16 protein-coding genes and 2 rRNA genes are annotated in these 22,618 nt (G+C 67.7%); 15 read left to right on the top strand and 3 right to left on the bottom strand.

The window, feature by feature from the left end; all coding sequences use genetic code 11:
* Nucleotides 1-383: 383 nt before the first annotated feature.
* From OIE13_RS16065 to OIE13_RS16050, 4 genes are all read left to right on the top strand, one after another.
* Nucleotides 384-3,509, top strand: a 23S ribosomal RNA gene (locus OIE13_RS16065).
* 131 nt (nucleotides 3,510-3,640) lie between these two features.
* A 5S ribosomal RNA gene (gene rrf / locus OIE13_RS16060) occupies nucleotides 3,641-3,757 on the top strand.
* A gap of 675 nt (nucleotides 3,758-4,432) precedes the next feature.
* On the top strand, nucleotides 4,433-6,247 hold the full coding sequence (locus tag OIE13_RS16055) for a hypothetical protein (protein ID WP_326830183.1): 1,815 nt from the start codon (nucleotides 4,433-4,435) through the stop codon (nucleotides 6,245-6,247).
* A complete protein-coding gene (locus OIE13_RS16050; protein WP_326830182.1) occupies nucleotides 6,154-7,314 on the top strand; it encodes a hypothetical protein in 1,161 nt (386 codons plus the stop codon). The genes OIE13_RS16055 and OIE13_RS16050 overlap by 94 nt, the downstream gene beginning before the upstream one ends.
* 90 nt (nucleotides 7,315-7,404) lie before the next feature.
* On the opposite strand, the gene OIE13_RS16045 is transcribed toward OIE13_RS16050, so the two are convergent.
* Nucleotides 7,405-8,331, bottom strand: a complete 927-nt coding sequence (locus OIE13_RS16045) for an MBL fold metallo-hydrolase (protein WP_326638885.1) — start codon at nucleotides 8,329-8,331, stop codon at nucleotides 7,405-7,407.
* A gap of 279 nt (nucleotides 8,332-8,610) precedes the next feature.
* Nucleotides 8,611-9,972, bottom strand: coding sequence for a DUF1015 domain-containing protein (locus tag OIE13_RS16040; RefSeq protein ID WP_326638886.1), 1,362 nt, complete (start codon nucleotides 9,970-9,972; stop codon nucleotides 8,611-8,613).
* Nucleotides 9,973-10,093: 121 nt separating this feature from the next.
* Here OIE13_RS16040 and OIE13_RS16035 point away from each other — a divergent pair, with 121 nt between their 5' ends.
* Both OIE13_RS16035 and OIE13_RS16030 read left to right on the top strand, forming a co-directional pair.
* Entirely contained in the window at nucleotides 10,094-10,525 is a 432-nt protein-coding gene (locus OIE13_RS16035; protein WP_326638887.1) for a tetratricopeptide repeat protein, read from the top strand.
* A gap of 73 nt (nucleotides 10,526-10,598) precedes the next feature.
* Nucleotides 10,599-11,606, top strand: a complete 1,008-nt coding sequence (locus OIE13_RS16030) for an HAD-IIA family hydrolase (RefSeq protein ID WP_326638889.1) — start codon at nucleotides 10,599-10,601, stop codon at nucleotides 11,604-11,606.
* Nucleotides 11,607-11,735: 129 nt separating this feature from the next.
* On the opposite strand, the gene OIE13_RS16025 is transcribed toward OIE13_RS16030, so the two are convergent.
* Nucleotides 11,736-12,083 (bottom strand): SCP2 sterol-binding domain-containing protein, encoded by a 348-nt coding sequence (locus tag OIE13_RS16025; protein WP_326638891.1) that lies wholly within the window; start codon nucleotides 12,081-12,083, stop codon nucleotides 11,736-11,738.
* A 471-nt stretch (nucleotides 12,084-12,554) separates the two neighbouring features.
* Here OIE13_RS16025 and OIE13_RS16020 point away from each other — a divergent pair, with 471 nt between their 5' ends.
* The 9 genes from OIE13_RS16020 (at nucleotide 12,555) to OIE13_RS15980 (ending at nucleotide 22,353) form a co-directional block, all read left to right on the top strand.
* Nucleotides 12,555-12,728 carry a hypothetical protein gene (locus tag OIE13_RS16020; RefSeq protein ID WP_326638893.1) on the top strand — a complete coding sequence of 58 codons (174 nt, stop codon included), beginning with the start codon at nucleotides 12,555-12,557 and terminating at the stop codon, nucleotides 12,726-12,728.
* Nucleotides 12,725-13,543, top strand: coding sequence for a TlyA family RNA methyltransferase (locus OIE13_RS16015; RefSeq protein ID WP_326830181.1), 819 nt, complete (start codon nucleotides 12,725-12,727; stop codon nucleotides 13,541-13,543). Before OIE13_RS16020 ends, OIE13_RS16015 begins: the two co-directional genes overlap by 4 nt.
* A gap of 129 nt (nucleotides 13,544-13,672) precedes the next feature.
* Nucleotides 13,673-14,578, top strand: a complete 906-nt coding sequence (locus OIE13_RS16010; RefSeq protein ID WP_326638897.1) for an NAD kinase — start codon at nucleotides 13,673-13,675, stop codon at nucleotides 14,576-14,578.
* Nucleotides 14,579-14,668: 90 nt separating this feature from the next.
* Entirely contained in the window at nucleotides 14,669-16,381 is a 1,713-nt protein-coding gene (recN, locus tag OIE13_RS16005; protein ID WP_326638899.1) for a DNA repair protein RecN, read from the top strand.
* Between the two features lie 158 nt (nucleotides 16,382-16,539).
* Entirely contained in the window at nucleotides 16,540-17,751 is a 1,212-nt protein-coding gene (gene steA, locus OIE13_RS16000) for a putative cytokinetic ring protein SteA (protein ID WP_326638900.1), read from the top strand.
* Nucleotides 17,748-18,722: a copper transporter gene (locus OIE13_RS15995; RefSeq protein ID WP_326638901.1), complete on the top strand. Its 975-nt coding sequence runs from the start codon at nucleotides 17,748-17,750 to the stop codon at nucleotides 18,720-18,722. Before steA ends, OIE13_RS15995 begins: the two co-directional genes overlap by 4 nt.
* Before the next feature lie 4 nt (nucleotides 18,723-18,726).
* Nucleotides 18,727-19,593, top strand: a complete 867-nt coding sequence (locus tag OIE13_RS15990; RefSeq protein WP_326638903.1) for a hypothetical protein — start codon at nucleotides 18,727-18,729, stop codon at nucleotides 19,591-19,593.
* A complete protein-coding gene (gene murJ / locus OIE13_RS15985; RefSeq protein ID WP_326638905.1) occupies nucleotides 19,590-21,245 on the top strand; it encodes a murein biosynthesis integral membrane protein MurJ in 1,656 nt (551 codons plus the stop codon). Before OIE13_RS15990 ends, murJ begins: the two co-directional genes overlap by 4 nt.
* Nucleotides 21,238-22,353: a glycosyltransferase family 4 protein gene (locus OIE13_RS15980; RefSeq protein WP_326638907.1), complete on the top strand. Its 1,116-nt coding sequence runs from the start codon at nucleotides 21,238-21,240 to the stop codon at nucleotides 22,351-22,353. Before murJ ends, OIE13_RS15980 begins: the two co-directional genes overlap by 8 nt.
* The last annotated feature ends 265 nt before the right edge of the window (nucleotides 22,354-22,618 follow it).

Here is a 22,618-nt window from a genome sequence, read left to right as displayed (position 1 = left end):
TTCGGGTGGTCGTGGTTCAGGTCGTGTCTGCAGGCGTATGTTCTGCACACGGCGCGCTCATTAGTGGAGCACTGGCTATTCGGTTCGGCGGGATCGCTGATCGGTTAGTACCGCCTTGGTTCTTCGGAGCTGGGGAGTGGGAACGGCGGTTGCGGGGTTTCGCTGGGGTGAACACACTGTTGGGTCCTGAGGAAACGGACTTTGAGGTGGGCCCGCTTGCGGCGGGCTTGCTGTCTGTTTGGGCCTCATGCGGGACCGATCATCTGTCATACCGGCTCGTTCGTGGCGCACCGTGGGTGCGACCCGGGTGGGTGTTGGTGGCGGGTCTGGTCTGGTCGCTGTTTGTTGTTTGAGATTTGCATAGTGGACGCGAGCATCTTTGTGGCCAAGTTTTTTAGGGCACACGGTGGATGCCTTGGCATCAGGAGCCGATGAAGGACGTGGGAGGCTGCGTTAAGCCCCGGGGAGTCGCCAACCAGACTTTGATCCGGGGATGTCCGAATGGGGAAACCTAGCACCAGTCATGTGGTGTTGCCTCCGCCTGAATGTATAGGGCGGTTGGTGGTAACGCGGGGAAGTGAAACATCTCAGTACCCGTAGGAAGAGAAAACAAATAGTGATTCCGTGAGTAGTGGTGAGCGAAAGCGGATCAGGCTAAACCGTAGGCGTGTGATAGCCGGCAGGCGTTGCGTTTGCGGGGTTGTGGGACCCTCTGGGAGGGGCTGCCGTTCCTCCGGACAGTAAGAAATCCTTTCGATAGCCGAAGCTTCTGGGAAGTGGCGCCGTAGACCGTGAGAGTCGGGTAGGCGAAATCGGTTGGACTGTTGGAGGGGATCCCAAGTAGCACGGGGCCCGAGAAATCCTGTGTGAATCTGCCAGGACCACCTGGTAAGCCTAAATACTCCCTGATGACCGATAGTGAACAAGTACCGTGAGGGAAAGGTGAAAAGCGCCCCGGTGAGGGGTCGTGAAATAGTACCTGAAACCGTGTGCCTACAAGCCGTAGGAGCGTAAACATTCTTCGGAGTGTTTGTGATGTGACTGCGTGCCTTTTGAAGAATGAGCCTGCGAGTTATGGTGTGTGGCGAGGTTAACCCGTGTGGGGGAGCCGTAGCGAAAGCGAGTCTGAATAGGGCGTTTGAGTCGCATGCTGTAGACCCGAAGCGGAGTGATCTAGGCATGGGCAGGTTGAAGCGCGGGTAAGACCGCGTGGAGGACCGAACCCACCAGGGTTGAAAACCTGGGGGATGACCTGTGTTTAGGGGTGAAAGGCCAATCAAACTCCGTGATAGCTGGTTCTCCCCGAAATGCATTTAGGTGCAGCGTTGCGTGTTTCTTGCCGGAGGTAGAGCACTGGATGGCTAATGGGCCCGACAAGGTTACTGACGTCAGCCAAACTCCGAATGCCGGTAAGTGAGAGCGCAGCAGTGAGACTGCGGGGGATAAGCTCCGTAGTCGAGAGGGAAACAGCCCAGACCACCGACTAAGGCCCCTAAGCGTGTGCTAAGTGGGAAAGGATGTGGAGTCGCAGTGACAACCAGGAGGTTGGCTTAGAAGCAGCCATCCTTGAAAGAGTGCGTAATAGCTCACTGGTCAAGTGATTCTGCGCCGACAATGTAGCGGGGCTCAAGTACACCGCCGAAGTCGTGGCATTCACACGTATACTGAGCCTTTGTGGTTTAGGTGTGTGGATGGGTAGGGGAGCGTCGTGCGGCCGGTGAAGCAGCGGAGTGATCCAGCTGTGGAGGCTGTGCGAGTGAGAATGCAGGCATGAGTAGCGAATCAGAAGTGAGAAACTTCTGCGCCGGATGACCAAGGGTTCCTGGGGCAGGCTAATCCGCCCAGGGTAAGTCGGGACCTAAGGCGAGGCCGACAGGCGTAGTCGATGGACAACGGGTTGATATTCCCGTACCCGCTACGATGCGCCAATACTGAATCCAGTGATACTAAGGGTCCTTAACCCCTCCGAGCCTTCGGGTTTGGGGTGAGGGTGAACGCCTGGCCTGAATTGGTAGTAGGTAAGCGATGGGGTGACGCAGGAAGGTAGCCCAGCCCAGGCGATGGTAGTCCTGGGGTAAGCATGTAGGACGTGTTGTAGGCAAATCCGCAGCACATTAAGTCTGAGATGTGATGCCGAGCCGATTGTGGCGAAGTGGGTGATCCTATGCTGCCGAGAAAAGCCTCTAGTGAGTGTCGTGGCGGCCCGTACCCTAAACCGACTCAGGTGGTCAGGTAGAGAATACTAAGGCGATCGGGTGAACTGTGGTTAAGGAACTCGGCAAATTGCCCCCGTAACTTCGGGAGAAGGGGGGCCTTCGCTGGTGATGAGTTTTGCACTCTGAGCTGGTGGGGGTCGCAGAGGCCAGGGGGAAGCGACTGTTTACTAAAAACACAGGTCCGTGCGAAGTCGTAAGACGATGTATACGGACTGACGCCTGCCCGGTGCTGGAACGTTAAGGGGACCGGTTAGTCGCACGTGTGTGGCGAAGCTGAGAACTTAAGCGCCAGTAAACGGCGGTGGTAACTATAACCATCCTAAGGTAGCGAAATTCCTTGTCGGGTAAGTTCCGACCTGCACGAATGGCGTAACGACTTCCCCGCTGTCTCAACCGCAGACCCGGCGAAATTGCACTACGAGTAAAGATGCTCGTTACGCGCAGCAGGACGGAAAGACCCCGGGACCTTCACTATAGCTTGACATTGGCGTTTGGAACGTCTTGTGTAGGATAGGTGGGAGACGGTGAAGCTATCACGCTAGTGGTGGTGGAGTCATTGGTGAAATACCACTCTGGTCGTTTTGAACGTCTAACTTCGGTCCGTGATCCGGATCAGGGACAGTGTCTGGTGGGTAGTTTAACTGGGGCGGTTGCCTCCTAAAGAGTAACGGAGGCGCCCAAAGGTTCCCTCAGCCTGGTTGGCAATCAGGTGTCGAGTGTAAGTGCACAAGGGAGCTTGACTGTGAGACCGACGGGTCGAGCAGGAGCGAAAGCTGGGACTAGTGATCCGGCGGTGGCATGTGGAAGCGCCGTCGCTCAACGGCTAAAAGGTACCCCGGGGATAACAGGCTGATCTTCCCCAAGAGTCCATATCGACGGGATGGTTTGGCACCTCGATGTCGGCTCGTCGCATCCTGGGGCTGGAGTAGGTCCCAAGGGTTGGGCTGTTCGCCCATTAAAGCGGCACGCGAGCTGGGTTTAGAACGTCGCGAGACAGTTCGGTCCCTATCCGCTGCGCGCGCAGGAGACTTGAAAGGAGCTGTCCCTAGTACGAGAGGACCGGGACGGACGAACCTCTGGTGTGCCAGTTGTTCCGCCAGGAGCACGGCTGGTTGGCTACGTTCGGAAGGGATAACCGCTGAAAGCATCTAAGCGGGAAGCTCGCCTTGAGATGAGGTCTCCCACCCTGTGAGGGGGTAAGGCTCCCGGTAGACGACCGGGTTGATAGGCTGGAAGTGGAAGCGCAGTAATGTGTGGAGCTGACCAGTACTAATAGGCCGAGGACTTGACCACAAAGCAACATGCTTGATCTGTGCAGCGCTCTGTCCCTTCGCCGGGTCCGGAGCAGCGCCAGATCAAGGTCTTGCTCGCGTCCACTAGGCAATTCTGAGACAGCAAACAGTGGTTTGTGTGTTTCATAGTGTTACGGCGGTTATGGCGAAGGGGAAACACCCGGTTACATTCCGAACCCGGAAGTTAAGCTCTTCAGCGCCGATGGTACTGCACCGGGGACGGTGTGGGAGAGTAGGTCGCCGCCGGACAATCTTTCATGTGAGGGCCCTCACCATTCGTGGTGGGGGCCTTCGTGTTTTCTGCCGGGAATCCGGGTGGCCGGTTGGTGGGATTCTCATGTTTTCCAGGGGAGTCCCGAAACGGGGCTGATCTTGGGCCTCGCCATCTGGGGGGGTTTTGGTGTTTTCTGCCTGGAACCTGGGAAGGGTCCCTGCGGGCTGTCCGAAAGGCTCTTCTGAGGGATTCCGGAAAGCACCCCAGGAGTAGGGGGCTGAGAGAAAAACTTGCCTGTACGGGTGGCTTTCATATTTTAGTTAGGGCCTCCAGGGGCTGCTGGGGGCTTTTCTCCATATGTAAAACGTCCGCTGAGCAGCCTTCGGCTTCACTGAACCTGCGATGGCCGGCGGGAGCCGGACGCTCCGCAGCGTTCTGAAATCCAACGATGGGTCGCGCCAAGATGTTCGTGATCATTTATGGATACCGAGGCAGGGCGTAGGGACTTTCAGGGGCTTGCTAGGCTGGAGAGGCCGGGCACCCCACCAGCGGGTGGCCTTCGTCGCGCCAGACCACGATAGGGCGGGGCAGCGATAGCGAACGGGGCGCACCCCGCGGCCGGAGACCGCCCGCATAGCGAATCGTCCCATCCGATCGAGGAGACGGGACGCGCTCGCAGAGTGAGCCAACGAATGGACCAGAAGTGAACAGTGACAACGGGCCTGAAGGCGCGGGTCGACGCGAAGAGGGCGAAAACCGCGGATCTGGCGGTCAGGGAGGTCACCGCGGCGATCGCGCAGGTGGCTACAGGGGACGTCCGGGAGACGGTCCCCGATATGGTGAGCGCCGAGAAGGGCGCACGGGCGGTTCGTACGGATCTCGTGACCGCGGGGACAGGCCGCCCTACAATCGTGACGACCGTGGTTCCGGTCGTCCTCCCTTCAATCGCGACGACCGACCGGGCGGCGGGCAGAGATCTTCGGGGCCGCGTGGTGAGAACCAGCGTTCCTACGGCGATCGTGACCAGTCCCGAAGTGGTTCCTCCGGGGCACGTGACCGCGGCGACAGGCCGTCGTTCAACCGTGACGACCGTGGTGAGCGCAAGCCCTTCAACCGCGACGATCGTCCCGCTGGGGATCGTCCGTCCTTCAACCGCGACAGCCGCGGTGGGGATCGTCCGTCGTTCAACCGTGATGATCGTGGTGGTGAGCGTCGCTCGTACGGTGATCGTGATCAGTCGCGTGGTCAGTATGGTTCGCGTCCCGGCAGTGGTGAGCGCAAGCCCTTCAACCGTGATGATCGTCCTGGTGGGGATCGTCCGTCGTTCAACCGTGATGATCGTGGTGGTGAGCGTCGCTCGTACGGTGATCGTGATCAGTCGCGTGGTCAGTATGGTTCGCGTCCCGGCAGTGGTGAGCGCAAGCCCTTCAATCGTGACGATCGTCCCGGTGGCGGTTATCGGGGAGATCGCGGCGACAGGCCGTCGTTCAACCGTGACGACCGTGGTGAGCGCAAGCCCTTCAACCGCGACGATCGTCCCGCTGGGGATCGTCCGTCCTTCAACCGCGACAGCCGCGGTGGGGATCGTCCGTCGTTCAACCGTGATGATCGTGGTGGTGAGCGTCGCTCGTACGGTGATCGTGATCAGTCGCGTGGTCAGTATGGTTCGCGTCCCGGCAGTGGTGAGCGCAAGCCCTTCAATCGTGACGATCGTCCCGGTGGCGGTTATCGGGGAGATCGCGGCGACAGGCCGTCGTTCAACCGTGACGACCGTGGTGAGCGCAAGCCCTTCAACCGCGACGATCGTCCCGCTGGGGATCGTCCGTCCTTCAACCGCGACAGCCGCGGTGGGGATCGTCCGTCGTTCAACCGTGATGATCGTGGTGGTGAGCGTCGCTCGTACGGTGATCGTGATCAGTCGCGTGGTCAGTATGGTTCGCGTCCCGGCAGTGGTGAGCGCAAGCCCTTCAATCGTGACGATCGTCCCGGTGGCGGTTATCGGGGAGATCGCGGCGACAGGCCGTCGTTCAACCGTGACGACCGTGGTGAGCGCAAGCCCTTCAACCGCGACGATCGTCCCGCTGGGGATCGTCCGTCCTTCAACCGCGACAGCCGCGGTGGGGATCGTCCGTCGTTCAACCGTGATGATCGTGGTGGTGAGCGTCGCTCGTACGGTGACCGCGACCAGGCCCGTAGCCGTTACGGTTCGCGTCCCGACAGTGGCGAGCGCAAGCCCTTCAACCGCGATGACCGTGGGGATCGTCCGTCGTTCAACCGTGACGACCGTGGTGAGCGCAGGCCGTTCAATCGCGATGATCGTCCCGCTGGCGGTTACCGGGGAGATCGCGACGGCGAGGGGTCACGCACCCGTTATGGCCGGGATGACCGGCCAGGCGGCCGCGATGAGGCCCCCATCCGTCAGCGTGAGGAATTGCCCGAGCTTGCCCCGGACATCACCGCGGAGGAGCTCGACAAGGAGATTCGCGAGGAACTGCGTTCCCTTCCGCTTGACCTCGCAGAGTTGATCTCTCGCCACCTCGTGGCGGCTGAGAGGGCTCTGGGCGAGGACAACGCGGAGCGGGCGTACGAGCACGCCAAGGTCGCCCGTCGCTTCGCGGCCAGGATCGGGGTGATCCGTGAGGCGGTCGGTATCGCGGCCTACCGTGCCGGCCACTTCTCTGAAGCACTCAGTGACCTGCGCGCGGCCCGTCGGATGACGGGTTCTGACTCGTTCCTGCCGATCATGGCGGACTGCGAGCGTGGTCTCGGCCGTCCCGAGCGCGCCCTTGACCTGGTCCGCTCCAAGGAGGCCGAGCGGCTCGACCGAGTCGGCAAGATCGAGCTGGCCATCGTGGAGTCCGGCGCCCGGCGTGATCTCGGTCAGAACGATGCGGCGGTCATCACCCTCCAGCGCCTTCCCGAGTTGCGCGACACGCGTCCCCAGCCCTGGTCGGCCCGTCTCGCCTTTGCCTACGCCGACGCGCTGTTCGAAGCGGGCCACGAGGGGCCCGCCATCGAGTGGTTCGGCCGGGCGATGGCTTTCGACGAGGATGGCGAGACCGACGCGGCCGAGCGCTATGCGGAGCTGACCGGGGCCGTCATCGAGGATCTCGAAGAGGACGACGACGAGGTCGGGGAGGGCATCGACGACGACCCCCGCTTCCTGGACGATGCCGATGCCGAGTTCGACGACGACGTCGTTGACGAGGACGATGAGGCCGACGTCGACATCGACGACGCAGCGACTCTGGACGCGGAGATCGAGGACGAAGACGATCTCTACGAGGACGCGTTCGGCACGGGCAGGTCCGTGGCCGGTGACGCCCTGGACAACGGCTCTTCCGACAAGGGCAGCTCTTCCGAGAACGGAGCGGCCGGTACCGAGCGGAAGATCCAGGAGAAGGTGGGAAAGGTCGATCTAGCTGTCGGGCCGGCCTTCATCGAACCTGACTTCGGCGACATTCTCAGCGACGCGCCCGATGTCGACTCCGATGTCGACGGCGACCGGGACGAGAATGACCGGGACGAGAATGACCGGGACGAGGACGGCGAGCAGGGCCAGAACCACCGGAGCAAGCCCGAGGAGAAGTAGTCCCGGGGACTTCTAGCACATTTCGGGTGAACGAGCCGTTCACCCGAAATCGCGCTTCCAAGGCCGTCCCGGATCTAAGGGGACGCGTCCTTACGGCTGTAGCCGGTCCAGCCAGTGCAGGATTCCGGCCACGTTGGACGGGGCGCCGCTCAGCAGCTCGAACTGCTCGGCGGTCGCCTCGTCCGCCTTCAGTGCCGCGTAGCGGTCGCGGGTCCGCTCCCTGACCATGGCCACCGCGTGGTCCAGGTCCATGGCCTGCGCGCGAGCCTGACGGGTCAGGTCAACCCAGACGCGCAACTCCTCGGCGGAGCGTCCCAGGATCTCTTCCACGTCCGTGACCGGCCCGTAGTGGCTGAAGAGCAGTCGTTGCGGGCCCAGCGCCTCGAACAGGGCGATCGAGTCCAGCGCGGTCTGCAGGTCGAAGTCCGGCGGAGGTGTGGCGGGGCGTAGGTCACCCGTCTCCGGAAGATAGACTCCGGCCGCGTCGCCGACGTAGAGGTCGCCGGTGCCGGAGTCGATGAGCCCCACGTGATGTCTGGCGTGTCCGGGGGAGTAGTGGCTGCTCAGCGTGCGCCCGTTGCCGAGGTCGATGCTGCCCGTGTCGCCGAGCGCGCGAATTCGTGAGGCTTCGGTGGGGGAGAGCTCGCCGAACAGGATGTCCAGCTTGTCGCCCCAGACCATTCGCGCGCTGGCCATCAGCCTGGACGGGTCGGCGAGGTGCCGGGCGCCTTTCTCGTGAACCACGATCTCCGCGTCCGGGTAGAAACCGGCGATGTCCCCAACCCCACCCGCGTGGTCCAGATGGATGTGCGTGACAACGACCGTGGCGAGATCTGCCGGGCCGACGCCCAGCGAGGTCAGGGCGTCGCGTACCACGGGAGCCGAGGTGGAGGTGCCCGTCTCCACCAGGCAGGGGCGATCTCCGAGAATCAGATATCCAGCCGTGATGCTGGAGTATCCGGCCATCCTCGTGTCGATCTCATAAACGTCTCCGCCGAGGGCGGTGATGTTGTCCACAGGTCACCTCATAGCTGGAACCGGCGTCCCCAGAACGGTATTCGGCCATTCCGGTGCAGCTGACATCGTAGAGAGTCGTTCTCGATCGCTCGAGCCGCCCCCGCCGGTGTGTTCACTTCCGTACGCGAAGAATGGCGTCGGAGGCAGAGGGCGGAGCCGAAGCCCGCCTGGAGCGAGCCGGTGCCGTTCGTGCGGGCTGCGGAGTCCTCTCCAGGGTGAAGGGGATGTCCTCTCCAAGGTGAAGGAGGCGTTCTCTCCGGGGTGGGCAGGTTATACCCGTCATTGTTTCCCAAACCGTTGGGAGTCCGAGATGTCAGAGTCTCTCCAAGCCCCGGCCTCCTGGGGAGCCGGACCACTCGTGGGCGGAGCCTGTGCCGGGGTGGTGAGCAGACGCAGGACCAGACCGGTTCGGGGCTTGGGGCCGAAGGAGGTGGACTTGCGGGGCACCCGTTCTCCCCGGGCCGCGATCGAGAGCACATCGTCGACCGCCAGCGGGCGCAGCAGCACCGCCGTCCCGCCGGAGGCCCGTGCGAGCTGTACGGCGGCCTTCGGATCATGGTGGACGACGCGCACCGAACGCTCGTCGTCCTGCATCCCCCATACCTTCGGCAGGAGGAACTCCGCGAGGATGGAAGTGTTCAGCGCACGCCATCCGGTCGAGCGGTCGGTCGGCATGGCGTGCGCGAGCCGGTCGGGGTCGGGATCGGTGAGCAGGTAGGTGAGATCCCCGCCGGACAGCAGGTAGGCGGGTCCGGTGCTCTCCTCCAGTGCGGCCAGCCCCTCGGTCAGGTCCGCGTGCTCCCGTACCCGCCACGAGCCGCTGGCCTTGGCCAGCGCCTCCCTGAGCGGCAGTTCGGGAATGACCCGATGGATGGCCTTCAGATGCGGGGGGTAGGCGCTGGAGTCCACCAGGAGCGCGAGACCGAAATCCCAGGGCCCCGGCTCTGTGGGTCTCGCGGCGCGGTGTTCCCGCTGGAGCGCGAGGTAGGTGGCGTAGCGGTGGTGCCCGTCGGCGATGAGGGCCTGGCGGGGGCGGAGATCGGCGTTGATGGAGGCGAGTTCACCGGTGTCGGTGACGGCCCACAGCCGGTGCCTGACCCCGTCGTTGGTCACCGCCTCCGCCAGCGGTGGCCGGGATGCGGCGATCCGGTCGACGAGGCGGGTGGCGGCGCCGCCCGCGCCGTCGTAGAGCAGGAAGATCGGCTCCAGGTTGGCTTCCGTGGTGCGCATCAGCGCCAGCCGGTTGGCGACCGGTCCGGGCATCACGTTCTCGTGAGGCAGGACGATGTGCAGTTCCGGACCGGCCAGGCCCACGTCGCCGATGAGCCCGCGCTGCAGGATCCCGGGCCCCGACTGCTCGTAGACGTAGATCGCGGGTGTCTCGTCGGCGGCCAGCACTCCGGAGGAGAGCCACTCCTGAAGCGTCTCCCGCGCCTCGGCGCACCTGGGACGGACGATGCCAGGAAGGATCAAACGCACTACGTTGTTGGGGTGGGTGTCGAGTAACTCCCGTAGGCCCGCCTCGTCGATGAGATCGTAAGGCGGTGAGGTGACCCCTGCCAGATCGTCGACCGTGAACCGTACGCCGCGGAACGGGCGTAGCACCAGCCCGTCGGGCACCGGCAGTTCAGGATTCGCCATAGAGGGCATGCTGCCATAAAGGCCTGAAACGGCCGGGTGTCGCCTTGAGGCTGCGGTGGTGCCCGGTCCCGTCAGGGAGTCGGCCAGATCTGTCGTCTGTCGATGAAGGAGGCCTCACACGATGGTCCAAGGACGTGGCGGTCCGTCTGATTCCCCCAACCCCGAGACGGGCGCTCCGGTCGGGGACGTCTACGAATGGTTTCAACGAGGGATGAGATTGCTGGCCGAGGGGAGCCCGGCGGCGGCCTCCGCGCTGCTGGAGCGGGCGGCCGACGCTGAGCCGGAGTCGCGGAGCATCCGTGAGGCTCTCGCCCGGGCGCAGTTCAACTCCCGGCAGTACTCTGACGCGGTCGACAGCTTTCGCTGGATCATCGACGCGAATCCGGCCGAGGACTACGCGTATTTCGGGCTCGGGCTCGCCCTGTGGCGGACAGGGGACATGGAGGGAGCCCAGGAGCCACTGGCCATCGCCGTCGCGATGCGGCCCGACCAGCGGCACTACGTCTCCGCTCTGAAAAGCGTGCGCGCCACGTTACGCGCACGCCGAACGTGATCCGTGCGGATCTGCCGGCCTGATCTATATGTGATCTGTGCGAGTAATGAAATGTGGGTGATGAAATGGGGGAGTGGACACAAACGCGCTGATCGACCTGTATGACACCCTCCTCCTTGATCTCGATGGGGTGGTGTATCTCGGGCGCAATGCCGTACCCGGGGCGCCCGAGGCACTACGCCGGGCGGCGGAGCGTGGCGTGCGCCTCGCCTATGTCACCAACAACGCCTCACGTACCCCCGGCGCCATCGCCCAGCATCTGAGCGCGCTGGGCGCTCCGGCGACCCCCGACGACGTCGTCACCTCCGCCCAGGCCGCCGCACGGCTCGTGGCCGAGCGGGTCGAACCGGGTGCCGCGGTGCTGGTGGTCGGCGGGATGGGGCTGCGCACCGCGTTGCGCGCCCATGGTCTGCGTCCGGTCAGTACCGCTCTGGACGCACCGGTCGCGGTCGTCCAGGGCATAGCCCCCGACCTCTCCTACGGCCTGCTGGCCGAGGGGGCACTCGCCGTGAGAGAGGGGGCACTCTTCGTGGCCGCGAACGCCGACTCGACCATGCCGACCGGCAGGGGCGAGCTTCCCGGCAACGGCGCGATGGTCAGGGTCATCGCCACGGCGACCGGGGTGGAGCCGATCGTCGCGGGAAAGCCCGAGCCGCCCCTGCATCGGGAGTCGATGCTCCGCACCGGATCGCGGCGGCCCCTGGTGGTCGGCGACCGGCTCGACACCGACATCGAAGGGGCGACCAACGCGGGAGTCGACAGCCTGCTGGTCCTGACAGGGGTGGCGAGCGCACTCGACGTGCTGACCGCCGCTCCCCGGCACCGGCCAACCTATGTCGCCGGCGATCTGTCCGCACTGCACCGGCCCTATCCCGAGGTGCGGCGGGCCGGGGACGGGTGGGCCTGCGGGGGGTGGACGGCCCGCTGGGAGGAGGGCGCTCTCACACTTGAGGGTGGAGGTGAGCCACTCGACGGGCTCCGCGTCGCCTCGGCCGCGACCTGGGAGGCCGCGGGGGAGGGCCGGGCGGATGAGGACGCGGTGAAGACGGCACTCGACTCCGCGCTCTCGCCCGCCGGCTGACAGGGCCGTCTTCGTCCAGGCGGCCTCTCCCTCACGTCGATCCCGCCTTCGGGCGGGATCTTCAGATGACAGGGTCGTTTTCGTCCAGGCGGCCTCTCCCTCATGTCGATCCCGTCTTCGGGGGGATCTTCAGAGCAGCTTGCGCAGGCGGAGAAGGTCGCCGAAGCTGGCGTCGACCCTGACCCGGCCGCCGAACACGGCCCGTCCCATGTCGAGTTCCCCGTTGACCAGGGCGACGAGGTCATCGCTGCCGATGGTCAGTTTCACCTCGGCATCCCTGTCGTCGTCGGAGGGCAGATCCTCGAAGGGGCCGAGGCCGCCATGGTGGATGCGGCCGTAAAAGGTCACGCCGAGATCCTTGATGTGGCAGCTGATACTGCGCTCGACCACGTGCTTGGCACGGCTTACCTGGTCAACCTCGTCGAACTGCTCGCCGAGTTTGCGCAGTGCCGCCCGGCACTCGTCGACGGTCGCCATCGCGTGGCGCTCCCTTCTCTTCCGGACCGGCCTGAATCCCTTTCAGGTACGGACGGTAGCGTTCCACATGGGTACGGCATGCAATCCGGCGCGGGGGTGCGCCGGAGAAAGAGGCGTACGCCATGGCGTTCGAAACACCACGGGGTGCCTGTGGGCGGCCTCCGAGCGTAACGAGATGACAACGTGCGAGCCCCCTGCGATAGTTCGCGCTTTACCCACCTTTGAAGAATCCGCTCTCCCCTGACCCGCGCCGGGCCGGAGAGGGTGCCAAGGGGCGGCCGAGCTCGGAGCGCGGCGCGGGAAGGGCGACGGAGGCGGGAAGGCCCGCCGGGGCGACGGGGGACGTGGGTTCCGATACGGTCGGGGAGTTCACGGGCACGGGGTCGGTGAGTGTCGCGGCCGTGCGGCGGCAAGGGGTGCCGAGACGGCCACGGCGGCCGAGGCGGCCAGGAGAGGTTCCGGAGGGGGCGCATGACGGACCTGCTGGAGGAGACGGGCGACGAGCGGGCGGATGCCGCGCTGGGCGGGCTCGCCCGGCTCGGTGCCCTGCCCGTCTCCGCGCACGCGGACGTCTTCGAGGAGGTGTTCACCGGGCTGGAGCAGGCGCTCGCCTCGGTGGACGACGCCCCGGGCCGGCGCCCGTGAGCCGGCGGGCACGCCTCGACAGCGAGCTCGTTCGCAGGAGGCTGGCGCGGTCCAGGGAACAGGCGGCCCAGCTCATCGAGGCCGGCAGGGTCAGCGTCGGCGGCCAGGTGGCGGCCAAGCCCGCGACCCAGGTCGACACCGCCTCGGCGATCGTGGTCGTGGAGGAGGCCGAGGGCCCCGACTACGTCTCGCGGGGGGCGCACAAGCTTCTCGGCGCGCTGGAGGCCTTCGGCCCCCTCGGCCTCACGGTCGCCGGGCGCCGCTGCCTGGACGCGGGCGCCTCCACCGGAGGTTTCACCGACGTGCTGCTGCGTGGCGGTGCGGCCCATGTGCTGGCCGTCGATGTCGGCTACGGCCAGCTCGCGTGGTCACTGCGGACCGACGACAGGGTCACGGTCATGGAGCGGGTCAACGTCAGGGAGCTGACGCCGGACATGGTCGGCGACGCGCCCACCCTGGTCGTCGGAGACCTCTCCTTCATCTCGCTGCGCCTCGTGCTGCCCGCCCTGGTACGGTGCGCCGCCGAGCGGGCCGACTTCGCGATGCTGGTCAAGCCCCAGTTCGAGGTCGGCAGGGAGCGGGTCGGCGCGGGTGGCGTCGTCCGCGATCCCGCGCTCCGCGCGGAGGCCGTTCAGGACGTGGCCGAAGCCGCGCGAGCGCTCGGTCTGACCGTGCGAGGGGTCACCGCGAGCCCGCTGCCCGGCCCGTCGGGCAACGTCGAGTACGTCATCTGGCTGGGCAAGGGTGAGGGGGCTCCGCCGGTCGCCGATCTCGGTGCCGAGATCGAGCGAGCGGTGGCGGAGGGCCCTCGGTAGCCGATGATCCGGGAGAGTGAGACCTGACATCCTGCCCGGAGCCGAAACTCGGGGCACCCACACTGGAAGAGCTGAGTTGACTTCCTCCCCGGAGCCAGAGCTCGGGGTCTCCACGCTCGAGGAGATGAGATGACTGCCAAGCGCGTCGTGCTGGTCACAGCGCACACCGGGCGGCCGGCGGCCGTCGACAGCGCCCGGATGGTGATCCAGCGGTTCCTGGACGCCGGCTTGACCGTGCGCGTCCTCAGCGCGGAGGCCGACGAGATCGCCTGTGCCGGGACCGACGTGGTGCCCGCCGGTTCGACGGCGGTCGACGACGCCGAGATGATGATCGTGCTCGGCGGTGACGGGAGCCTCCTGCGGGCGGCCGAGTTCGCCCGCCCGGCCGGCGTGCCGCTGCTGGGCGTGAACCTCGGACACGTGGGTTTCCTGGCGGAGGCCGAGGTGGAGAACCTGGCGGTCGCGGTCGACAGCGTGGTGGAAGGCCGCTACGACGTCGAGGAGCGGATGACCATCGAGGTGACCGCCCGCCTCAACGGCAAGTTGCTGGCCGACAGCTGGGCACTGAACGAGGCCACCGTCGAGAAGAGCGAGAGGATGCTCGAGGTGGTCGCCGAGATCGACGGGCGCCCGCTGTCGCGCTGGGGGTGTGACGGGGTGATCTGCGCCACGCCGACCGGTTCCACCGCGTACGCCTTCTCCGCGGGAGGGCCGGTCGTCTGGCCCGAGGTGGAGGCGCTGCTGCTGGTGCCGATCAGCGCCCACGCGCTGTTCTCCCGGCCTCTGGTGGTCTCGCCCCGCTCCAGGCTCGCGCTGGAGGTCCAGACGGGGACGGCGGGGGCCGTACTGTGGTGCGACGGGCGCCGCAGGTTCGACCTGCCCGCCGGGGCGAGGGTGGAGCTGCGGCGGGCCGAGCTACCGGTACGACTGGCGCGGCTGCACGGTCTTGAGGACACGGGGGCACCGTTCACCGACAGATTGGTGGCCAAGTTCGATCTCCCTGTACAGGGATGGCGCGGCCGTGTGAGGCCCTAGTACGGCCGGGCGGGTGACGTCTCAAGCGCGTAGGATCGTGCCCGCGCACCGCACTGATGTTCGGTGAATTCGATGTGACGGGAGGGACCAGTGCGACCTAGGGTCGAGGAGGTCCGCATCCAGGGGCTCGGCGTGATCGACGAGGCCGTCCTGGTGCTATCGCCGGGATTCACCGTGGTCACGGGCGAGACGGGCGCGGGCAAGACCATGGTGGTGACCGGTCTGGGGCTGCTGTTCGGAGGGCGGGCCGACCCCGCCCGGGTCCGTCCCGGCTCTGAGCGGGCCACCATCGAGGGCACATTGATCGTCGACCCGGTGGGACGGGTCGCACAGCAGGTGCAGGACGTGGGCGGCGAGGTCGAGGACGGCGAGCTGATCATCTCGCGGACCGTCTCCGTCGAGGGACGCAGCCGTGCCTGGCTGGGCGGGCGCACCGTCCCCGTCGGCACGCTCACCTATCTGGCCGAGGACCTGGTGGCCGTGCACGGCCAGATGGACCAGCAGCGGTTGCTGCAGCCCGGCCGCCAGCGTGCCGCCCTCGACCGTTACGCGGGCGAGGAGCTGGTCAAGCCGTTGCGCGCCTACGAGCAGGCGTACAAACGGCACAGGAAGATCGCGGAACAGCTGGCCGAGCTGACCACCAGGGCCAGGGAGCGCGTCCAGGAGGCCGACCAGCTCAGGTTCGGGCTCGGTGAGATCGAGAGGGCCGATCCCAAGGCCGGTGAGGAGACCGAGCTGCGCGAGGAGGAGGAACGGCTCTCCCACGCCGACTCCCTCCGGAGCGCCGCCGAGACCGCGCACCGGGCGCTGCTCGGTGACCCGATGTCCGGTGAGCAGGCCATGCCGGACGCCATCGCGCTGGTCGGCGAGGCCCGCGCGGAGGTCGAGGCGGTGCGCGACTTCGATCCGGCGCTCGCCGGGATCGCCGAAAGGCTCGCGGAGGCGGGTTACCTGATCTCCGACGTCGCCACCGAGCTGGCCGCGTACGCCGAGTCGATCGACGCGGATCCTGGCCGGCTCGCGGCGGTGCAGGAGCGGCGGGCCGTGCTCATCCACGTCATCCGCAGGTACGGCCATGACACCGCCGAGGTGCTCGCCTGGGCGGCTCGGGCCGCCGCTCGCATCGCGGAGCTCGACGGTGACGACGACCGCATCGGCGAGCTCACCCGCGAGCACGAGGAGCTCACCGGGCGCCTCAGTGAGCTGGCCGCCGACCTGACCCGGGTCAGGTCGGTGGCCGCGGAGCGCTTCGGGCAGGCCGTGACCGAGGAGCTCACCGCGCTGGCCATGCCGCACGCCAGAGTGGTGGTCGGCATCGCCGCCGCCTCGGAGTTCGGCCCGCACGGTGTCGACGAGGTCGAGTTGCGGCTGTCGCCGCACCCCGCCTCGCCTCCCCTGCCGCTGAACAAGGGCGCTTCCGGCGGTGAGCTGAGCCGGGTGATGCTCGCCATCGAGGTGGTGTTCGCCGGTGCCGACCCGGTTCCGACGTTCGTCTTCGACGAGGTCGACGCGGGCGTGGGCGGCAAGGCCGCGGTGGAGATCGGCCGCAGGCTGGCCCGGCTGGCCCGGACCTCCCAGGTGATCGTCGTCACCCACCTCCCGCAGGTCGCGGCTTTCGCCGACCAGCATCTCGTCGTGGAGAAGGCCGATGACGGGAGCGTGGTGCGGAGCGGCGTGATCGCCCTCGACAAGGACGGCAGGGCGCGGGAGCTCTCCCGTATGCTCGCCGGGCTGGAGGACTCCGAACTGGGGCGTGCGCACGCCGAGGAGCTGTTGTCGATCGCCGCCGCAGACAAGGCGTGACCGGACGAACCGGACGGAGGGCTGAGGGAGTAAGTAGAGGTTCGCAGGAGTAATCCGTATGTTCCGGGGGAGCCGGTGACGGGGGTCACGGGTGACGTATCTGACACGCTGCCGACTGTTTGGCTCTCCTGGTCGTTCCCTCTGGCAGGATGGTCGTGATGAAGGTGCCGATTGACGGGCTTCAAGACAGGCTCAACGGGTACCTCCGCCGCAGGAAGGTCACGGACCTTCCCGGGGTGACGGCAGTGGCGAGAATCGATCGGCGGACCAAGAGGCTGACCAAGCGCCTCAGGGCCGGGGAAATCGCGATTATCGATCACGTTGACGTTGACCGGGTTAGCGCGGAGGCCCTTGTCGCGTGCGGTGCGGCAGGCGTTGTCAACGTCGCCGCGGGCATCAGCGGCCGTTACCCCAACCTGGGCCCGCAGATCATCGTTGACGCCGGGGTGCCGTTCGTGGACAACGTCACCCCCGAGCTGTTCGAGCGGATCAAGGACGGAGACCTGGTCCGGCTGCACGAGGGCGTCGTCTACCTCGACGAGGAGACGGTCGGCAAGGGCGACGTGCAGACCACCGAGTCGGTCGAGGCCGCGATGAGCGAGGCGCGGGCCGGGCTGACCGTGCAGATCGAGGCGTTCGCGGCCAACACCATGGAGTACGTCCGCCGCGAGCGCGACCTCCTCATCGACGGGATCGGCGTTCCGGACATCCGGACCGTCATGGAGGGCAGGCACGTCCTGATCGTGGTGCGCGGCTACCACTACAAGGAGGACATCGCCGCCCTCCGTCCCTACATCCGCGAATACCGCCCGATCATGATCGGGGTGGACGGCGGCGCCGACGCGCTGCTGGAGGCCGGTTACCTGCCGGACATCATCGTCGGCGACTTCGACTCGGTCTCCACCAAGGCGCTCACCACCGGTGCCGAGCTGGTCGTGCACGCCTACCGCGACGGCAGGGCGCCGGGTCTGGAACGGGTCCAGCAGCTCGGTCGCAGCGCGGTGCTCTTCCCGGCGATCGGCACCAGCGAGGACATCGCCATGCTGCTCGCCGACGACAAGGGCGCCGATCTCATCGTCGCCGTCGGCACCCACGCGACGCTGGTGGAGTTCCTCGACAAGGGCCGCTCCGGCATGGCCAGCACCTTCCTCACCCGCCTGCGGGTGGGCAGCAAGCTCATCGACGCAAAGGGCGTCAGCCGGCTCTACCGCAGCCGGATCTCCACCCCGTCCCTGCTCCTGCTCGTCGCCACCACGCTGATCACCATGGGGGTGGCGATCGTCGTCTCTCCGGTGGGCAAGATCTGGCTGGACAGCGTCCGCGACGTCTGGAGCGGCTTCATCTTCTGGCTGGTCGGACTCTTCTCGTGATCGATTTCCGCTATCACCTCGTCTCCATCGTCGCGATCTTCCTCGCGCTGTCGGTGGGCATCGTCCTGGGCACCACCCTCCTCGAAGACCCCGTCATCAAGGCGAGCGAGGGCCTGGCCAACCAGCTCCGCGAGGGCAACAACGAGCTCCGCGACCAGGTGGAGGCCCTGCAGCGGCGCGAGGCGGGCAACGACGCCTTCGTGGTCGCCGACACCCCCCGGCTGGTCCAGGACGAGCTCGCGGGCAAGCGTGTCGTGGTCGTCGAGGCGCCGGGCGCCACGGTGAGCGTGCGTGAGTCGGCGCAGCAGGTGATCGAGGAGGCCGGGGCGATCGTGACCGGCCGGATCACCCTCACCGAGAGGTACGTCGACCCCGCCCAGACGGGTTTCGTCGACAAGCTGGCCGTCGGGGCCAAGGCCGCCGAGACCGTCTTCCCCGTCGAGGACACGGCATACGACAAGGCGGCCCAGGTGCTCGCCGACGCGATCGTGACCAGCGACCCCGTCCAGGTGGGCAAGGAGCATCCGGCCGGCGCGGGCATCCTCGACGCCTTCCAGCGAGCCGGCCTGCTCACCGTCACCGACGAGCCCGCCAAGCGCGCGGAACTGGCCCTGATGATCGCCCCCGCGGAGGCGTACGCCGGAGAGACCGCCGCCGGGCGGGCGGGCGCGCTCGTGGCACTGGCGCTGGGCCTCGACGAGGTGGGCCAGGGCACGGTGCTGGCCGGTACACAGACCTCCGCCGCGGCCGGCGGGGTCATCACCGCGCTCCGTGAGGACACCTCCTTCACGGAGAAGGTCTCCAGTGTCGACACCGCGGATATGCCCGCGGGGTGGGTCGTGGTGGTCTACGCTCTCCGAGAGCAACTGGCCGGGCTCGCCGGCCAGTACGGCATAGGCTCCGGCGTCTCTGGTATCAAACCCAGCGCGACGCCCACCCCCACGGCCGTCACGGCCACCTCCGGAGGATGACCCGATGGCTCGTCGCGCTTTTCTCGGTGCCCTCACCGGTGCGCTCCTCGGCGCGGTCGCCGCGCGTGCCGCGTACGCCGCCTTCACCCGCAGGCCTCCGGTCGGCGACGTGGAGACCTGGGCGCGCACGAACCACCGGGGCGAACCGATCACCCTGCTGGAGGGCCCGGCGTTCGTCGCCGGTGCCGGTGCCGCGGCGGCCGTGATGCCCGGCCTGCCCGGCAGGGTCCGGGCGGCGGCGCTGCTGGCCGCCGCGGGGGCCGGCGGCCTCGGCGGCTACGACGATCTGTACGGCGCGACCTCCTCCAAGGGGTTCAGGGGGCATCTGAGCGCCCTGGCCAAGGGGGAGATCACCAGCGGGGCCGTGAAGATCCTCGGTATCGGCGTGACCGGCCTGGCCGCCGCGGCCGTCACCTCCCGCGCGCCCCTCGACGTCGCCGTCAACGGCGCGCTGATCGCCGGAAGCGCCAACCTGGCCAACCTCTTCGACCTGCGTCCCGGGCGTGCCGTCAAAGTGGGCCTGCTCGCCGGCGCACCCCTGCTCGCCGCGGCTCTGCTCAGGGAGGACCCGGTCCCGGCCACCCTGGCCGCGCTTCCCATGGGCGCCGCCGCCGCGCTGCTGCCCGAGGACCTCGGCGAGCGGGCCATGCTCGGCGACGCGGGGGCCAACGCGCTGGGCGCGCTTGTCGGCCTGGCCGCCGCCGTCACCCTGGGCCGCCCGGGACGCCTGGCCGTGCTCGGCACGGTGGTCGCGCTGACCGCCGCCTCGGAGAAGGTCAGTTTCACCAAGGTGATCGCGGGTAACCCCGTCCTGCACCGTGTCGACATGCTGGGCCGTCGCCCTGTGGAGCAGGCACCCGCCACCCGATGAGCAGCAGGATCGCCCAGGGGATCGCGGGAGCGGCACTTCTCATCGGGATCGTCACCGTTCTGGCCAGGCTCGTCGGGTTCGGCCGCTATCTCGTCCAGTCGCAGACCGTCGGCAACCTCTGCCTGAGCACCGCCTACAACACCGCCAACTACGTGCCCAACATCGTCTTCGAGCTGGTGGCGGGCGGCGCGCTGGCCGGGATGGTGGTGCCGGTGCTGGCCTCGGCGGCCTCCAGAGCCGGCGACGACCCCGAGGCCAGGGCGGAGGCCGGCCGGATCACCTCGGCGCTGCTCACCTGGGTGATGCTCGTCATGGTGCCGCTGGCGCTGCTCATCGTGGCGTTCGCCGGGCCGATCGTCTCGCTGCTGGTCGGCGATCCCGCTCCGTGTGACCTGGCCGAGGTCGTCGAGGTCGGCACCGGCATGCTCGTCCTCTTCGCCCCTCGCATGATCTTCTTCGGGCTGGCGGTGGTTCTGTACGGCGTGCTTCAGGCACACCGGCGGTTCATGGGTCCGGCTCTGGCTCCGCTGGTCTCCAGTCTGCTCATCGTCGCCTCCAACCTGCTGTTCGGCGCGGTCAACGGGAAGGCCGCCGACCGGCTGACGGACCTGACCACCGCCGGGCAGCTCTCGCTCTCTCTCGGCGCGACCGTCGCCGCCGCCGCGATGGTGCTCACCGTCGTCGGCCCGGTGGCCAGGCTCAGGCTCAGGTTGCGGCCCACCCTGTCGTTCCCTCCGGGGGTCGCGGCCCGGGCGCGGCGGCTCGCCACCGCGGGCATCGCCGTGCTGATCGCGCAGCAGGTCACGCTGATCGTCGTCATCTTCCTGGCCAACAACCTGGGCGGCGAGGGGGCGCTGGGCGTCTACACCTACGCCTGGGCGTTGTACCAGCTGCCGTACGCGGTGCTGGTGATGCCGATCGCCACCAGCTCTTTCCCGGTGCTCTCCGTCCGGGCGCAGGAGGGCGATCTGTCCGGTTTCAACACGCTGGCCTCCTCCACGACACGGGCCGTGCTGCTGGTGACGGGGCTCGCGGCAGGGGTGATGGCGGCGGTCGCCGTGCCGGTGTCGCGGGTCTTCCTGGAGGGAACCCCCGGTGGAGCGCTCGCCGAGGCCGAGATGGCCAGGGCGGTCGCGCTGTTCGCGCCCGGTGTGGTCGGGTACGCGCTCATGCTGCACCTCGCCCGCATCCTGTACTCCTGCGGCCTGGGCCGGTCGGCGGCCGCCGCCTCGGTGGCCGGATGGGCCGTCGCGCTGGTGGCCCAGGTCGTGCTCGCCCATGCCGCCGAGGATCCGGCGGACGTGGTCGGGCAGCTGGCACTGGGCAGCACGATCGGCATGACCGTCGGCGGGTCGCTGCTGGTTCTCGCGGTGCTGCGCGCCAGGGGGAGGGCGGCGCTGGAGGGTACGCCGCGCACCTTCCTGGCGGCCCTGGTCGGCGGCGTCGCGGCCTGGGGGGCGGGCCTGGCCCTGGTCAACGCTTTCGGAGCGGTGTCCAGGTGGGCCTACGTGGCGGTCGGGCTGGCCGCCGCGACGGCCGGGGTGGCCGCGTTCGCGGCCGTGGCGGTGACGGTCGACAGGCGAGACGCCCGGGCGCTGCTGGCAAGGCTGCGCCCGGGCCCCGTGAAGGAGGGGAGCCGTTTCGATGGCTGATCAGGGGACGCGCGTGGCGTTCGTACTGGGGACGAGTGCGGGCGGGGTCGGTCGGCACGTCGCCATGCTGGCCGGAGGGCTGGTGCGGGGTGGCCACCGGGTGGTCGTGGCGGGCCCTCCGAGCACGGAGCGTGCCTTCGGTTTCGCCGCCCTCGGCGCGCGCTTCGCGCCGGTGCCGATCTCCGACCGGCCCCGCCCACTCGACGATCTACGGGCGGTCATGGCGCTCAGGACGCTGCGCGGGGCGCATGTCGTGCACGCCCACGGGCTGAGGGCCGGGGCGCTGGCGGCGATCGCGCTGGCCGGAACCGGGACCGGCCTGGTGGTGACCCTGCACAACGCCGCGACCGCGGGCGGCGTGGTCGGCGCGATCTACGGCCTCCTGGAACGGATCGTGGCCCGCCGCGCCGACCGGATCCTGGTCGTCTCCCCCGACCTGGGGGAACGGATGGCACACCTGGGGGCCCGGCACGTCGAGGCCGCCGTCGTCCCGGCGCCCGCGTTGCCCCCTTCCGGGCGCGGGGCCGGGGACATGCGGCGGGAGCTCGGCACGGGAGAGCGGGTGATCTTCCTGACGGTCGCCAGGCTCGCCCAGCAGAAGGGGCTGGAGACCCTGCTCGATGTCGCGAAGGCCCTGCCGGAGGTTCGCCGGGACACGGAGCCCGCGCCGGGACCGGTGTTCCTGGTGGCGGGGGAGGGGCCGCTGCGGGCGGAGTTGCAGGAGCGGATCGACAGGGAGAACCTGCCGGTGCGGCTGCTCGGTGCCCGTACCGATGTGGGGGACCTGCTCGGGGTGGCCAGGGCGCTGGTGGTGCCGAGCCGTTGGGAGGGGCAACCGCTCACCGTGCAGGAGGCCCTGCGGGCGGGTACGGCGGTCATCGCCACCGCGGTGGGGGGCATCCCGGCGATGGTGGGCGAGGCGGGGCTGCTGGTGCCGTACGGGGACGTCGCCGCGATGCGCGACGCGGTCGCGAGGGTGCTCGCCGACGACGGTCTCGCGGCGGAACTGGCCGGTGCCGCCGCCAGGCGAGGCCGTGGGATGCCGGGCGAACCGGAGGCGCTGGAGGCGGTGCTCGTGGTCTACGCCGGGCTTTCACCGAGGGGATGAAGGGGTGTGCTCGTGGTCTACGCCGGGCTTTCACCGAGGGGATGAAGGGGTGTGCTCGTGGTCCGCGTCGCGTTTCCGAGGGGGTGCGGGTGCCCGCCGGCAGGTGAGGCCGGAAGCCCTGTGGAACAGGCGGAGAGGTCGTGATGTTGGATTAGGTGCCACCATGCCAGAGACCTATACTGGCGTGTTTAGGGGGGGAGTATCCCTTCGCGGCAGTCTCGTCATCACGGTGTTGTCTCGCTCCACGAGGCCCCCGGGGCTGTCG

Source organism: Streptosporangium sp. NBC_01810, assembly GCF_035917355.1.
Classification (GTDB): domain Bacteria; phylum Actinomycetota; class Actinomycetes; order Streptosporangiales; family Streptosporangiaceae; genus Streptosporangium.
This window is presented reverse-complemented; position numbering and strand designations above follow the sequence as displayed.